This window comes from Methylobacterium segetis (genome assembly GCF_004348265.1).
Lineage (GTDB): Bacteria > Pseudomonadota > Alphaproteobacteria > Rhizobiales > Beijerinckiaceae > Methylobacterium > Methylobacterium segetis.
The window spans coordinates 36,281-50,587 of sequence record NZ_SMNT01000253.1 but is presented as its reverse complement, the minus strand read 5'-3'; the positions used below and the strand labels follow the sequence as shown (position 1 = coordinate 50,587).

At 70.3% G+C, this 14,307-nt stretch carries 10 protein-coding genes; 1 reads left to right on the top strand and 9 read right to left on the bottom strand.

What is annotated here, in order from left to right:
* Positions 1-8: 8 nt before the first annotated feature.
* The 8 genes from lpxA to E1J50_RS26680 form a co-directional block, all read right to left on the bottom strand.
* Entirely contained in the window at positions 9-821 is an 813-nt protein-coding gene (gene lpxA, locus E1J50_RS26715; RefSeq protein WP_207919317.1) for an acyl-ACP--UDP-N-acetylglucosamine O-acyltransferase, read from the bottom strand.
* Positions 818-1,282 (bottom strand): 3-hydroxyacyl-ACP dehydratase FabZ, encoded by a 465-nt coding sequence (gene fabZ / locus E1J50_RS26710; protein WP_132257328.1) that lies wholly within the window; start codon positions 1,280-1,282, stop codon positions 818-820. Before fabZ ends, lpxA begins: the two co-directional genes overlap by 4 nt.
* A 126-nt stretch (positions 1,283-1,408) precedes the next feature.
* Positions 1,409-3,619, bottom strand: a complete 2,211-nt coding sequence (locus tag E1J50_RS26705; protein WP_245516774.1) for a hybrid sensor histidine kinase/response regulator — start codon at positions 3,617-3,619, stop codon at positions 1,409-1,411.
* 340 nt (positions 3,620-3,959) lie between these two features.
* Positions 3,960-5,021: a UDP-3-O-(3-hydroxymyristoyl)glucosamine N-acyltransferase gene (gene lpxD / locus E1J50_RS26700; protein ID WP_132257322.1), complete on the bottom strand. Its 1,062-nt coding sequence runs from the start codon at positions 5,019-5,021 to the stop codon at positions 3,960-3,962.
* A gap of 50 nt (positions 5,022-5,071) precedes the next feature.
* Positions 5,072-7,648, bottom strand: a complete 2,577-nt coding sequence (gene bamA, locus E1J50_RS26695; protein WP_132257319.1) for an outer membrane protein assembly factor BamA — start codon at positions 7,646-7,648, stop codon at positions 5,072-5,074.
* A gap of 459 nt (positions 7,649-8,107) precedes the next feature.
* Positions 8,108-9,265, bottom strand: a complete 1,158-nt coding sequence (gene rseP / locus E1J50_RS26690) for an RIP metalloprotease RseP (protein ID WP_132257317.1) — start codon at positions 9,263-9,265, stop codon at positions 8,108-8,110.
* Between the two features lie 181 nt (positions 9,266-9,446).
* Positions 9,447-11,018, bottom strand: a complete 1,572-nt coding sequence (locus tag E1J50_RS26685; RefSeq protein ID WP_132257315.1) for a DHA2 family efflux MFS transporter permease subunit — start codon at positions 11,016-11,018, stop codon at positions 9,447-9,449.
* A gap of 15 nt (positions 11,019-11,033) precedes the next feature.
* Positions 11,034-12,260 (bottom strand): HlyD family secretion protein, encoded by a 1,227-nt coding sequence (locus E1J50_RS26680; RefSeq protein ID WP_132257313.1) that lies wholly within the window; start codon positions 12,258-12,260, stop codon positions 11,034-11,036.
* Positions 12,261-12,475: 215 nt separating this feature from the next.
* On the opposite strand from E1J50_RS26680, the gene E1J50_RS26675 reads away from it, so the two are divergent.
* Positions 12,476-13,120 (top strand): TetR/AcrR family transcriptional regulator, encoded by a 645-nt coding sequence (locus E1J50_RS26675; RefSeq protein ID WP_132257311.1) that lies wholly within the window; start codon positions 12,476-12,478, stop codon positions 13,118-13,120.
* Positions 13,121-13,127: 7 nt separating this feature from the next.
* On the opposite strand, the gene dxr is transcribed toward E1J50_RS26675, so the two are convergent.
* The gene (dxr, locus tag E1J50_RS26670) at positions 13,128-14,306 is read right to left on the bottom strand and encodes a 1-deoxy-D-xylulose-5-phosphate reductoisomerase (RefSeq protein WP_132257309.1); all 1,179 of its coding nucleotides are present in this window, start codon (positions 14,304-14,306) and stop codon (positions 13,128-13,130) included.
* Between the last annotated feature and the right edge of the window lies 1 nt (position 14,307).

The window sequence follows — 14,307 nt, the reverse complement described above, 5'->3', positions numbered from 1 at the left end:
CGCCGCGCTCAGGCCACGCTCGCGGGCGTCTCGCGGGGCGTGCAGATCGAGCGTCTGCCGCCCTCGCGGATGAAGGCGAGGATCTCGTTGACGGCCGCGTGCTTCTCGAACTCGGCGGCGACGTCCTCGACGCGCTCCATCAGCGTGCCCTCCGGGGCGAACAGGGCCCGGTAGGCCCGACGCAGGGCGTGGATGTCCTCGCGGGCGAAGCCGCGTCGTTGCAGGCCGATGATGTTGAGGCCCGACAGGTAGGCGCGGTTGCCCAGCACCATGCCGTAGGGAATGCAGTCGTTCTCCAGGCCCGAGAGGCCGCCGACGAAGGCGTGCGCGCCGACGCGCGCGAACTGGATGACCGCCGCGCCGCCGCCCAGGATCGCGAAGTCGCCGACGGTGCAGTGGCCGGCGAGCATCACGTTGTTGGAGAAGACGACGCCGTTGCCCACCCGGCAATCGTGGCCGACATGGGAATGGGCGAGGAAGGTGCACTGGTCGCCGACCACCGTCTCCAGGCCGCCCCCGGCCGTGCCCGGATTCATGGTGACGCCCTCGCGGATCAGGCATTCCGCGCCGATCCGGAGCGTCGACGGCTCGCCGCGGTATTTCAGGTCCTGGGGCGGGTGGCCGATCGAGGCGAAGGGGTAGATCCGGGTGCGGGCGCCGATCGCGGTGTCGCCCGCCACCACGACGTGGCTGACGAGTTCGCAGCCCTCGCCGAGCACGACCTGAGGCCCGACATGGCAGAACGGTCCGATCCTGACGCCCTCGCCGATCCTGGCTCCGTCCTCGACGATGGCGCTCGGGTGGATCATCGGGCCGCTCACTCCGTCACCAGCATGGCGCCGATCTCGGCCTCCGCCACGAGGGTGTCGCCCACGCGCGCCTCGCCGCGGAACCACCACATGGTGCGGCGCTGGTTCAGCTTCTTCATGTGATAGCGCACGGTGTCGCCGGGCACGACGGGCTTGCGGAACTTGCACTTGTCGATGGTCATGAAGAAGACCTGCTTGGTGCGCAGATCGTCCGTCATGATGTGCCGGCAGCAGATGGCGCCCGCGGTCTGGGCCATGCCCTCGATCAGCAGCACCCCGGGGAAGACGGGCAGGTCCGGGAAGTGCCCCGTGAATTGAGGCTCGTTGATCGTCACGTTCTTGATGCCGATGCAGCTCTCGTCCCGGTCGATCTCGATGATCCTGTCGATCATCAGGAACGGGTAGCGGTGGGGAAGCAGCTCCAGGACCTTCTGAATATCGGCCGAGCCGAGTTCGCGCGCCGTCTCGCTCATCGGTTTTTGCACCTCATCACGCTCAAACAGGCGGCCGTCGCAGGCCCTGCACGCCGTTTCATCGAAGCTGAGAGCGTCTTCGTCAGAAAAAGGGGCGGACGCAAGACCCGAGGGTGACGGCTGCCCTCAGGCCCGGCTCAGTACGGCCCGCACCTTGCGCCCGAGGCTCGCGGCCGTGAACGGCTTGACGAGGAGGTCGACGCCCTCGTCGAGCCGGCCGTGATGGATGATGGCGTTGCGGGTGTAGCCCGTGGTGAAGAGCACCTTGAGGGCGGGGCGCAGGCGCAGGGCCTCGTCGGCGACCCTGCGGCCATCGAGGGGTCCGGTCAGCACCACGTCGGTGAAGAGGAGCGCGATGTCGGGCTCGCTCTCGATCAGGCGCAGCGCCTGCGGCCCCTCCGCCGCCTGGAGCACGCGGTAGCCCGCCTCCTCCAGAGCCGCGACGGTGAAGGCGCGCACCATCGGGTCGTCCTCCACCGCCAGAACGGTGAGGCCGGGCTGGGGCGCCCGCTCCAGCACGCCGGGGATCAGCGTCGGCGTCTCCATCGGCTGGGCCGGATCGCCGGAGGCGCCGGTGGCCCTGGCGAGACGGGGGACGTAGAGCTTGATCGCGGTGCCGTGGCCGACCTCCGAGTAGACCGCGACGTGACCGCCGCTCTGGCGCATGAAGCCGTAGACCTGGGCGAGCCCGAGGCCGGAGCCCTTGCCCGGCGGCTTCGTGGTGAAGAAGGGCTCGAAGACCCGGCTCAGCACCTCCGGCGGCATGCCGACGCCCGTGTCGCAGACGGCGATCATCACGTACTGGCCCGGCCGCAATTCCTCGTGGTTGGCGGAATAGGCCTCGTCGAGATAGGCGTTGCCGGTCTCGATCGTGAGCGCGCCGCCCTCCGGCATCGCGTCCCGCGCGTTGACGGCGAGGTTGAGGATCGCGCTCTCCATCTGGTTGACGTCGGCCTGCGTCAGCCAGAGGCCGCCCGCGAGCACGGTCTCGACCGCGATCGGCTCGCCCAAGGTCCGGCGGAAGAGGTCCGACATGCCGGAGACGAGGCGGTTCGCGTCGACCGTCTCCGGGCTCAGGGGCGACTGGCGCGAGAAGGCGAGAAGGCGGTGGGTCAGGGTCGCGGCCCGGCGCGCGCCCTCCATCGCGTTGTCGATGCCGCGCAGGACGCGGGCGTTGATATCCGCCGCGCGGCGCTGGGCCATCTCGAGATTGCCGATCACCACGGTCAGCAGGTTGTTGAAATCGTGCGCCACGCCGCCCGTGAGGCGGCCCACCGCCTCCATCTTCTGCGCCTGCCGGAGCTGCTCCTCGGCCCGGCGGCGCTCGGCGGCTTCCGCGGTGAGCGCGTCGGCCGCCGCGCGCCATCGGCGGGTGGCGAGCTTCTCCTGCCGCATCTGCCGCAGCGCGAGGAGCGAGAGGCCGAGGAGGCAGCCCGCCGCGAGGGCGGCCACCACGGCGTAGCCGGTCACGTGGCGCCACCACACTTCGAGGATTCCGGCCTCGCTGAGGCCGAAGCCGATATAGACCGGGTAGGGCTCGACCCGCCGAAGGGCGAAGATGCGCGGCACCCGGTCGACGGCCGAGACGGCCCGGTAGGGCCCGGCGTCGCCGCGGGTGATCGCCTGCATCATCGGCGCGTTCGGCGGGAGGGCGGTCAGGTCCGTCTTCGGCTCGCGGGCGAGGATCTCCCCGTCGGCGCGAATCAGCACGACATTGTGCTCGAGGTCGGGGTCGACCTCCCGGTAGAAGGTCTCGAAGTAGCTCCGGTCCACCGAGAGGGCGATGGCGCCCTGGAACGTTCCGTCCGGGCTCTGCACCCGGCGGGCCACGTTGAAGATCGGCTGGCGCGACTGCCGGCCGAGATAGGAGCGCGAGACGAACAAGTCCCTCTCGTCCGCGCCGGTGAGCGCCTGGAACCAGTCGCGGTCGGTGAAGTCGATGGACGTGTCGGCCGGATGGGCGCGGCTGCTCGCCCGCAGCCGCCCCTGCGCGTCCGTGATCGTGACCGTGGCGACTTGATCGTAGCTCTTCTGCAGATCGGCGAGGAAGCGGTGGAGGTCGAGGCGGTCCTCCTCCCGGGACCAGTCGATGAAGCGCAGGCGCCCGTTCACCCGGTCGATGATCAGCTTCTGGGTCTCGAAGACCTTGATCGCGTGCTCGTGCAGCACGCGCAGGGTGCGCTCGACGCGCCCGTCCGCCTCGCGCAGCACCTCGCGGCGGCTTTGCCAGCTCGCGAGCGCGAGGAGCAGGGCGGGAAGCAGGAGCGAGACGACGAGGAGTGCGCGGCCCGCCCGGATCTCGGCGCCGGCGGGCGGCGCCTCAACGGGAGCGGCCACCGAGGGCACCTCCGAGGCCTTGCTCGAGCCCATGGTATCGTGTGGCCCCCGCCGAATCGATGCTCATGCAAGCTGCCTGACCTTAGCCATGCGCGCGGTCGCGGATAGATGGCGCACGATCGGATTGCTCGTTCGCGCCATCCCCCGGCGCGGCGATGGTGTCGCAGAGCCATGCCGCCCGGCGCCTTCCCGCGCGGTCACCGCGATCGGTCGAATCCGACGCATCCGCGCGTTCGTGATGCGGGAGGTCGCCGAGGGGCGGCGAGCCCGCCTCGATCGATGCACCGGTCGGGATCCGGTCGGGCCGCGCTCCGGATGGAGGGCCTCTCGGCGCGGCGTCTCAGTCGGCGGATTCGTCCCGCTCGCCGCGGGCGGAGCGCTCCGCGAGCCTCGCGAGCGTGGTCATCTCGCGGAACCAGGCGCGGACGGGCTTGGCCGGCGTGCCGCCCCAGCGGCTGCCCGGCGGAACGTCCCGGTTGACGTTCGAGGAGCCCGCGATCTGCGAGCCCTGGCCGATGCGCAGATGCCCGACCACGCCCACCTGCCCGCCGAGCACCACGTAATCCTCCAGCGTCGTCGAGCCGGAGATGCCGACGCCTGAGACGATGACGCAGTGACGCCCGATCACGACGTTGTGGGCGATCTGCACGAGGTTATCGATCTTGGTGCCCTCGCCGATCACCGTGTCGCGGCTCGCGCCCCGGTCGATGGTGGTGTTGGCTCCGATCTCGACATCGTCCTGCACGATGACGCGGCCGATCTGCGGCACCTTGATGTGGCTCGCGCCCATGGCGAAGCCGAATCCGTCCTGGCCGATGCGGGCGCCGGGATGCACGATGACCCGATTGCCGACGAGAGCGTGCGTCAGCGTCGCGCCAGCCCCGATGCTGCAATCCCGGCCGATCCGCACGTTCGGGCCGATGGCGGCACCCGGGCCGATCACCGTTCCGGAACCGATCTCGGCGCCGGGCCCGATCACCGCGCCGGGATCAACCCGCACGCCCTCCTCCAGATGCGCCTCGGGATGGACATGGGCGCCCGGTGAGACGCCGCGGCCTCCGAAGAGCGAGGCGGGGCGCATCGCGTCCGGGTGCAGGCGGGCCAGAAGGCTCGCGTAGATGCGGTAGGGGTCGCGGGTGACGAGGGCGACCGTCGCGGCCGGCACGCGCGGGGCGAAGCGGGGCGAGACGAGGCAGACGCCGGCGCGCGTCGCGGCGAGCGCGTCGCCGTAGCGGGCGTTGTCCATGTAGGCGAGATCGGCGGGACCGGCGCTCTCCAGCGGCGCGGCGCCCGTCAGGAGCGTGGCCGGGTCCGCCCCCTCGGGCAGGGAGAGACCGGCAGCCCCGGCGATGTCGCCGAGGCTCAGCGTGCCGTTCGCGGTGAAGAAGACGGGATCGGACATGCCGGACAACGCGCCACCCGGGGATGCCGGATGGCGCGCGACCCTTTGTCTTAGAAGCGCGAGCCGCCCGAGAAGCGGAACGCCTGGATCTGGTCCTTGCCCACGCGGCCGAGCGGCGTGACGAAGCCTTCGTCCTTGGTGAGGGCGTAGGCGTAGTCGAAGCGGATCGGGCCGAGCGGCGAGTTCCACAGGATCGAGGCACCGATCGAGGAGCGGATCTTCGCGTTGTCGCGCACGTTCACGCATTCCGGCTCAACGCCGATGGTGAGCGCGTTGTAGTTGCAGGCGCCGCCGGGCGCGATGCCGTTGATGAAGGCGTCGCCGTTGACGTTGAAGGTGCGGCGGCCGTGATAGCCGAACAGCGTGCCGGCATCGGCGAAGACGGCGCCCTTGATGCCGAGATCGCGCGGGACGCCCCAGATCGGGAACTGCACTTCGAGGGTGCCGCCCACGTAGGTGCTGCCGCCGATCGCGTTCGAGCGGCTGTCGGAGATGCCGACGTCGCGCGGACCGATGCCGTTCGGCGCGAAGCCGCGGACGAGCGACGGGCCGAGGAAGAACTGGTCCGTGATGCGCAGCGGGTTACCGTCGAGGGCGGAGATGTGGCCGCCCTGGAAGCGGACGAAGCCGACGACGTCCTCCCAGATCTCCTTGTAGTAGCGGGCCTCGCCCGTCACGCGGAAGAACTTCGAGTCGCCGCCGAGGCCGGCCACGTCCGGCTTCAGCTCGGCGTAGACGCCGTTGCGGGGCGCGCCCACGTTGTCGAGGGTCGAGTAGGCCAGCGTGAGGCCGGCCAGCGAGGTGAGCGTGTTGCCCGTCGAGCCCTTGAGCGCGATCGAGGCCTCGCCGTTCAGGGCGCAGTTCGTGTTGGAGACGTTGTTGAAGCCGTAGACCGCGAGGCCGCCGACGTTCTGGCCGTTGAGGATGGTTCCCGGCGCATAGGTCTGGGTGAAGCCCGGGATCGGGTTCGAGCAGTCGTTGTAGGGCCGCTTGATCGAGTTCGGGATCGCGAGCTCGGTGTTGTAGAGCGAGTAGCGGAGCGTGACGCCGAACTCTTCCGTGATCGGCAGGCCGAGGCGGAGCTGGCCGCCATAGACCGTCGTCTCGTAGCGCGAGTAGCGGGTCAGGTCGCTGTACTTGTAGAAGGCGTCGAAGCCCGCGGCGAGGCGGTAGCCGAGGAAATACGGCTCGGTGAACGAGAAGTCGAAGCCGCGCGTGTACTGGCCGCCGGTGCCGGCGACGCGGACGTACTGGCCGCGGCCGAGGACGTTCGATTCCGAGATCGAGACCTCGCCGATGATGCCGTCCTGGGTCGAGAAGCCGCCCGCGACGGAGAACGAGCCGGTGGGCTGATCCTCGACGTCGATGTTGATGATCACGCGGTCCGGCGCGGAGCCGGGCTCGTTGGAGAAGCGCACCTTCTTGAAGAAGCCGAGGCCGTTCAGGCGGCGCTCCGCCCGGTCGGTCAGGACGCGGTTGTAGGCGTCGCCCTCGGAGATATCGAGTTCGCGGCGGATGACGTAGTCGCGGGTGCGGGTGTTGCCGCGGACGTTGATGCGCTCGACGTAGACGTGCGGACCGTCCTCGACCACGAAGCCGAGGGAGACCTGCTGCGTGCCGCGGTCGCGCTGGCCGGTCGGGCGGACCTGCGCGAAGGGGTAGCCCTGGCGGGCGATCTGGGTGGTCACGCCGGTGAGGGTCTTCTCGACGTCCTCGGCATTGTAGACGTCGCCGACCGAGGCGCGGATCTCGCTCTCGAGGCCGGCTGTGTCGACGCCCGGCAGGCGGGAATCGATCGCCACGGCGCCGACGCGGTACTGGGCGCCCTCCTCGATCGTCACGGTGACGATCCAGCCGGACTTCTCGCCCTCGGGCGCCTCGACGTAGCGGGCATCCGCGTTCACGACGCGGAAATCGGCGTAGCCGTTCTTGAGGTAGTAGCGGCGGACGAGCTCGACATCGGCCGCGATGCGATCCGGGTCATAGACGTCGGAGGTCTTGACGAAGCTCAGGAGGTTCATCTCCGACGAGCTCATCAGCTCCTTGAGCTTGCCCTCGGAATAGGCGTTGTTGCCCACGAAGTTGATCGCGACGATGCCGGTCTTGTCGCCCTCGTCGATCGTGTAGATCACGTCGATGCGGCCGTTCGGCAGGTCGACCGTCCGGTAGCTCACCTTGGCGCCGCCGCGGCCGGCCCGGCGGTAGACCTCGCGGATGCGCTGGATGTCGGCGTTGACGGTGTTCAGGCTGAACGGGCCGCGCGCCTTGGCCTCGACGACGCTCTCCAGGGTGCCCTTCTCGACCTTCTTGTTGCCCTCGAACACGACGCGGTTGATGAGGTTGTTCTCGCGGACCGTGACGACCGTGCGGCCGCCGCCCTGCGAGACGCGGACCTCCGAGAACATGCCGCTGGCGAGCAGGTTGCGCCGGGCTTCCTCCGCGGAGCCGGAGGCCGTCCCCGTGACGTAGGAGCGGATCGTGTCGGAATCGACGCGGCTGTTACCCTGGACGACGATCTGCTGCGCCTGCGCGGTCCCGCCCAGCGCGACACCGGCGGCTGCGGCGGCGACTAGGACGATGGCCCGTTCCACCGACTTCCGCCGGCGCTTCCCCGTCATCGACATCATGTAATCGCCCGTCTGTGTTTTTATCGGCACGGGTTCGCACCCGTAGGCAGGCAGCCGTTGCCCGACCGTCCTGCCATCTGGTCCCAGCCCAGCTTCTAGCGGGATTCCCTACCGAAGCAAACGCTCCGAGGAACCCGCTCCTTGGGATTTTGGAGGGTCGTGGCCTTCGCGCCACTTAACGATGCGGGAGATTTCCTCAGCATCGCGCATCAGGGTGAACGGCGCGTAAATTCGCGGATTCGCGAGGCTTTTCAAAACGGTGCGCGATCACGTCAACGGCTCGTCAACCTTGACGGCGCCGGCGCGCGCCGCCCGGCGCCGTCCGAATATGGCCGAAATCCGCCCTGCGCGCGGCGCCCGTGCGACCGCCGGTTGCTGGGAATGCATTCATCTCCCTCGAAACGCGAAAGGCCCGCCGGATCGCGGCGGGCCCTCGCGGCGGACGCGTCGGGGTTCGGCTCAGGTGCCGCGGCCCCAGGAGGCGCCGAGATTGAGGATGTCGTTCCAGGCGGCGAACAGCATCAGCATCAGCACCAGCGCGAGGCCGATGCGGAAGCCGATCTCCTGCGCGCGCTCGCTCAAGGGCCGCCCGCGCACGGCCTCGAAGGCGTAGAACATCAGGTGCCCGCCATCGAGGAGCGGCACCGGGAACAGGTTGAGGAGGCCGATCGAGACCGACAGGAGCGCGACGAGCCCGACGAGGCCGCCGACGCCGCCGGCCTTGGCGACCTCGCCCGAGACCCGGGCGATGCCGATCGGCCCCGAGAGCTGGTCGGCGGATTCGCGGCCCGTCACCAGCTTGCCGAGATAGTCGAAGGTGCGGTCGACCACGAAGTAGGTCTCCTGCACGCCGAGCACGAGGGACTGGACCGGGCCGTACTCGACGAGCTTCGCCTCGCTGCCCTTCGGGCCCTGGATGCCGAGGCGCCCGAGCCGGTGGCGGCCGAAGGGCGTGCGCTCCTCGTAGACCTCGGGCGTCGCGACGACCTGCGTCTCGCTGCCCGCGCGCTCCACCGTGAAGGTGAGGGTCGAGTCGGCGCTCGCCGAGACCGTGCGCTGCATGGCGATGAAGTTGCCGACCGGCTTGCCGTCGATCGCCTTGATGACGTCGCCCGGCTGGAAGCCGGCGCGCGCGGCGGCGCTGTTGGGCATCACCGCCTCGACGCGCGGCGGCAGCTCGTAGCGCCCGCCGAGCCAGATGGCGCCGCCGAAGAGCGCGATCGCCAGGATGAAGTTCGCGACCGGGCCGGCCGCGACGATCGCCGCGCGCTTGGCGACGGGCTGCGTCGGGAAGCTGATCGCTCGCTCGCGCGGGCTCATCCGGGCCACCGCCTCCGGGTCCGGGATGCTGGCGCCGTTGGCGTCCCCGTAGAATTTCACGTAGCCGCCGAGCGGGATGGCGCAGAGCTTCCAGCGGGTGCCGTGCCGGTCGTTGAAGCCGACGATCTCCGGCCCGAACCCGATCGAGAAGGCGTTGACGCCGACCCCGCACCAGCGCCCGACCAGGAAGTGCCCCATCTCGTGCACGAAGACCACGATGGTCAGCACGATCAGGAAGGGGATCACCGCGCCGAAGAAGCCGCCGGCCGTGCCGACCATGGCGTTCAGAAAGTCCATGCCGTCGTTCCTCGGGGCCCGCGCCGGGCCGCATCCTTGCCTGTCGGCATCCGTCTAGCAGATCGGGAGGCCGCCAAGCCAACGCAAACCCGCGTGAGGGGGCGGGAAGGTCGCACGCGCCGCACCGGCAGGCGAGCGCCCCGCTCCGGGAGCGCCCGTTTTCCCCGCTATTCGCGGCGCTTCAATGGCCGGCCCCGGCCGGCCCCGCGGCGCGCGGGCGCCGGATCAGGGGCGTCGCGCAGGCCATGGCGAGGAAGAGCCCGGTCAGCACGAGGAACACGTCCGAGAAGCTCATCAGCAGGCCCTGCACCCGCACCGTGTTGGCCATCGCCTTCAGCGCCTGCGCGTTGGCGTCGCCCCCGAGCACCTCGAACTGGCGGCGCATCGCGTCGAGGCGCTCCAGCACGGCCGCGTTCGTCCAGGTGAAGCGCTCGTGGAGCCGGGCGAGGTGCAGGTCCCAGCGGTCGTTCAGCAGCGTGTTGATGAGGGCAAGCCCGACGGCGCCGCCGAGATTGCGCGTCAGGTTGTAGAGGCCCGACGCGTTCTTCATCCGCGCCGGCGGCAGGGTGCCGAGCGCGATGTTGTTGATCGGGATCATGCACAGCATCAGCGAGCAGCCCCGCAGGACCTGCGGCAGCAGGAGCTCCCAGAAGTCCCAGTCCTTGGTGAGCCCGGTCACGATCCAGGTGCCGGCGGCGAAGCCCGCGAAGCCGATCGCCATCAGGACGCGCGGGTCGGCGCGCCCCGAGAAGCGGCCGGCGATCGGCGCGGTCGCGAACATGGCGAGGCCGGAGATGAACATCGTCTCGCCGATCTGCAGCGCCGAGTAGCCGCGCACCCGCCCGAGATAGACGGGATAGAGGTAGGTCAGGCCGTAGAGGCCGATGCCCATCACGAAGCTGAAGACGCAGCCCGCCGCGAAATTGCGGTCGCCGAAGGCCCTCAGGTCGACGATCGGCTCGCGGGCCGTGAAGGCGCGCCAGAAGAAGGCGATCCCCGAGACGGCGCAGACGATCGCGCAGGTGAGCACGGCCTCGTCGGCGAGCCAGTCGTGGTTCGGCCCCTCCTCCAGGACGTATTCGAGGCAGCCGAGGAAGCCCGCCATGAAGGCGAGGCCGAACCAGTCGAAATGCTTGAACAGGTCGAGGTTCGGCTTGTCGAAATCGACGAGGAGGTAGGTCGAGACCGTGACGAAGATGCCCGGCACGATGTTGATGAGGAACAGCCAGTGCCAGGAGAACAGGTCGGTCAGGTAGCCGCCGACGGTCGGGCCGATCGTCGGGGCGAGGGTCGCCACGAGGCCGATCATCGGCGAGACGATCGGGCGCTTGGAGGGCGGGAAGATCGTGAAGGCCGAGGCGAAGACGGTCGGGATCATGCCGCCGCCGATGAAGCCCTGCAGCGCCCGCCAGACGATCATCTCGTTGATCGTGGTCGAGGTCGAGCACATCAGGCTCATCAGGGTGAAGCCGCCCGCCGCGATCGTGAACATCCAGCGCGTCGAGATCACCCGCGACAGGAAGCCCGAGAGCGGGATCATGATCACTTCCGCGATCAGGTAGCTCGTCTGCACCCAGGGGATCTCGTCGGCCGAGGCCGAGAGGCCCGCCTGGATCTCGGCCAGGGAGGCCGAGACGATCTGGATGTCCAGGATCGCCATGAACATCCCGAACACCATGCAGAGGAACGCCACCATGCGGCGCCGGTCGAGGGTCGGCTCGGCGGGGGCGGTCGATGCTGCCGGTGCGGCCATGGCGGGTCCCGCCTTCTACTCGTGGCCCGCGGTGCGGACGCGTTCCTCGCCCGCCTCGCGGGTGTCGACGCGCGCCGTCACGGAGAGGCCGGGCCGCAGCAGGCCCTCCCGGGCGACCGCCTCCGGCACGCGGATGCGCACGGGCAGGCGCTGCACGATCTTGGTGAAGTTGCCGGTGGCGTTGTCGGGGGGCAGCAGGCTGAAGACGGAGCCCGAGGCCGGCGACAGGAACTCGACCTCGCCCACGATGTCCCGGTCCGGATACGCGTCGACCGCGATGTGGACGGGCTGGCCGGGGCGCATCCGGGCGAGCTGCGTCTCCTTGAAGTTGGCGTCGACGCGCACGCTCTGCAGCGGCACCAGGGCCGCGACGCGGGAGCCCGGCGAGACGTAGGCGCCCGCCTCGACCGCCTTGTTGCCGACGACCCCGTCGAAGGGCGCGCGGATCGTCGTGAAGGCGAGGTCGCGGGCCGCCCTCTCCTCGGCGTTCTTCAGTTCCACCGCGAGGCTCTCCGCCTCGCGTCGCTGCGCGCGCAGAACCTCGACATTGGCCTTGGTGGCCGCGAGCGAGGCTTCGGCCCCCTTCACGGCCGCATCCGTGCGGTCGCGGTCGGCGCGGGCCTGCTCGATGCGGGACTTCGCCACGAAATCCGACTTCTCCAGCGCCTGCTGGCGACCGTAATCGGCGGATGCGCGGACCGCGTCGGCCCTGGCGGCGTCGATCTGGGCGACGCCTTGCGCGATCTGCGCCTGAGCCGCCTCGATCTGGTGGCCGATCCGGCCGATCGTCGCCTGCTGGGTCAGGAGCTTGTCGTGCGCCGCCTCGAGAGCGAGGCGGTAATCGCCGTCGTCGAGCGTCGCGATCACGTCGCCCTTGCGGACCGACTGCCCGTTGCGGACGGGAACGGCGGCGAGGTAGCCGGGGACCTTGGCCGCGAGAACGGAGATGTCGGCCTGCACGTAGGCATCGTCCGTCGAGACGAAGAAGCGGCCGAGCGTCCACCAATCGTAGGCCTTGTAGCCGCCGCCACTGAGCGCCGCCGCGAGCAGCAGGAGGAGCGCGAGCCTGCGCACGCGGCGGCGGCGCGGAGGCGGGCTCGGGGCGAGGACGACCGGGGCCGGAGCTGTGGCGAGAGCCGGCACGGTTCCGGGCACGCGCGATGCGGGGACCTCGTCCGCCGCCTCGTCGGGGCTCGTCGTGATCGTCTCGTGCCTCGCGGTCTCGTCCTCGCGCAGGGACATCGGCTCACCCGTTGCAATCTCTGACCGAACCGTTCGGTCAAGCCTCCGCGCAGGTTGACCCCGACGGAGCGACAGGACATATCTATGATGACTGAACGGTTCGGTCAATGCATTCTCGGACAGCGCGGCCGTCGCGACGCGACGGCGGGCCGCCCGGATTTCGCGCCGTGAGCGAATCCGCCAGAATGCCGGCTTGGTGCGTGAGTGAGACGACGATGACGAGCGACGCCGCGATCCTGGAGCCTGCCGGTCGCACCTCTGCGGACGGCTACAAGCGCCGGCAGATCCTCGACGGCGCGCGCGCCGTGTTCCTCGGCTCCGGATTCGACGGCGCGAGCATGGGCGAGATCGCCCGGGCGGCCGGCGTCTCGAAGGGCACGCTCTACGTCTACTTCGACAGCAAGGAGGCGCTGTTCGAGGCGCTGACTCTGGAGGAGAAGCGCTGCCTCGCCGAGGCCCTGTTCCGCCTCGACGCGGACGATCCGGATGTGCGCGCGGTGCTGATGCGCCTCGGCCTCACCTACCTGACCGAGATGATCCGGCCGGAGCACGTCCAGGTGATCCGCATGGTGATCGGCGCGAGCGAGAAGTTTCCCCGCTTCGGCCAAGCCTTCTTCGAGGCTGGCCCGGCGCAGGGGGCGGCGCGGCTCGCGGCCTATCTCAGGACGCAGGTCGCGGCCGGGCGGCTGGTGATCGCCGATCCCGACCTCGCGGCCAAGCACTTCCTCCACCTGACGCAGGCCGGCCTGCTGACCCGGCTCCTGTTCTGCGCCGGCGGACCCGTGACGGAGGCCGAGATGCGCTACCGGGTCGAGGAGGCGGTGCGCGTCTTCTTCGCGGCCTACGGCCCGGCGGCCTGAGCCTGCCTCAGCCCGCGGCGCGCTGCTGCGGCAGGGCCTTGCCGCTCCAGGCGCGCACATGCGCGTCGATGGCCAGCGCCTCCTCGACGTCGGCGGGCGCCGTCCGATAGGTGCCGGCGACGTGCTCGCAGGCCCGCCCCACCAGATCGGCGATGCCGTAGAAAGCGATCTCGCCGCGGATGAAGGCGGCGACCGCGATCTCGTTGGCCGCGTTCATCACGGTCGGCGCGGCCCCGCCCTCGGCCAGCGCCGCGCGGGCGATCGCGAGGCAGGGAAAGCGGGTCTCGTCGGCGGGCTCGAAGGTGAGGCTGCCGGCCGCCGCGAGGTCGAGATTCCGCCCGCGCGCGATCGAGAGCCGGTCGCCCAGGCCGAGGCAATGGGCGATCGGCACCCGCATGTCGGGCATGGCGAGGCCCGCGGTCACGGCGCCGTCGCGCCAGTAGACGAGGCCGTGCACGATCGATTGCGGGTGCACGATCACGTCGAGCCGCTCCGGCTCGATCGCGAACAGGTGGTGCGCCTCGATCAGCTCCAGCCCCTTGTTCATCAGGGAGGCGGAATCGATGTTGATCTTCATGCCCATCGACCAGGTCGGATGGGCCGCCGCCTCGGCCGGCGAGGCCGCCTGGATGCGCTCGCGCGTCCAGGTCCGGAACGGGCCGCCGGAGGCCGTGATGGTCATCTTGGCCACGTCCGAGACGCGGCCGTCGCCGAGGGCCTGGGCGAGCGCGTTGTGCTCGGAATCGACGGGCAGCAGGCGCGCCTCGTAGCGGGCGGCGTCGCGCATGAAGGCGTGGCCCGCGCAGACGAGGCTCTCCTTGTTGGCGAGCGCGATGGTGCGGCCGAGGCGCAGCGCCGCGTGGGTCGGCTTGAGGCCCGCCGCGCCGCTCACCGCCGCGACCACGATGTCGGCCTCGCGGGAGGCCGCCTCCAGCACCGCGCTCTCGCCGGCGCCGCAGGCGATGCCGGAGCCGGAGAGCGCCTCGCGCAGGGCCGGGCCGGCGCTCTCGTCGGCGAGCGCGGCGAACTCGGCGCGCATCTCGCGGGCGAGCTTGGCGAGCGCTGCCGCGTCCTTCCCGCCAACGAGGGCGCCGACGCGGAAGCGGCCGTCGTGCTGGGCGAGGAGATCCGCGGTCGAGCGGCCGATCGAGCCTGTGGCCCCGAGGATGGTGACGGTGAGAGACACG

What these genes read in the sequence shown, in the direction of transcription:
- fabZ (WP_132257328.1), bottom strand. Translation starts at nt 1,282, where the DNA reads ATGAGCGAGACGGCGCGCGAACTCGGCTCGGCCGATATTCAGAAGGTC.
- lpxD (WP_132257322.1), bottom strand. Translation starts at nt 5,021, where the DNA reads ATGTCCGATCCCGTCTTCTTCACCGCGAACGGCACGCTGAGCCTCGGC.
- bamA (WP_132257319.1), bottom strand. Translation starts at nt 7,648, where the DNA reads ATGATGTCGATGACGGGGAAGCGCCGGCGGAAGTCGGTGGAACGGGCC.
- rseP (WP_132257317.1), bottom strand. Translation starts at nt 9,265, where the DNA reads ATGGACTTTCTGAACGCCATGGTCGGCACGGCCGGCGGCTTCTTCGGC.
- E1J50_RS26685 (WP_132257315.1), bottom strand. Translation starts at nt 11,018, where the DNA reads ATGGCCGCACCGGCAGCATCGACCGCCCCCGCCGAGCCGACCCTCGAC.
- E1J50_RS26680 (WP_132257313.1), bottom strand. Translation starts at nt 12,260, where the DNA reads ATGTCCCTGCGCGAGGACGAGACCGCGAGGCACGAGACGATCACGACG.
- E1J50_RS26675 (WP_132257311.1), top strand. Translation starts at nt 12,476, where the DNA reads ATGACGAGCGACGCCGCGATCCTGGAGCCTGCCGGTCGCACCTCTGCG.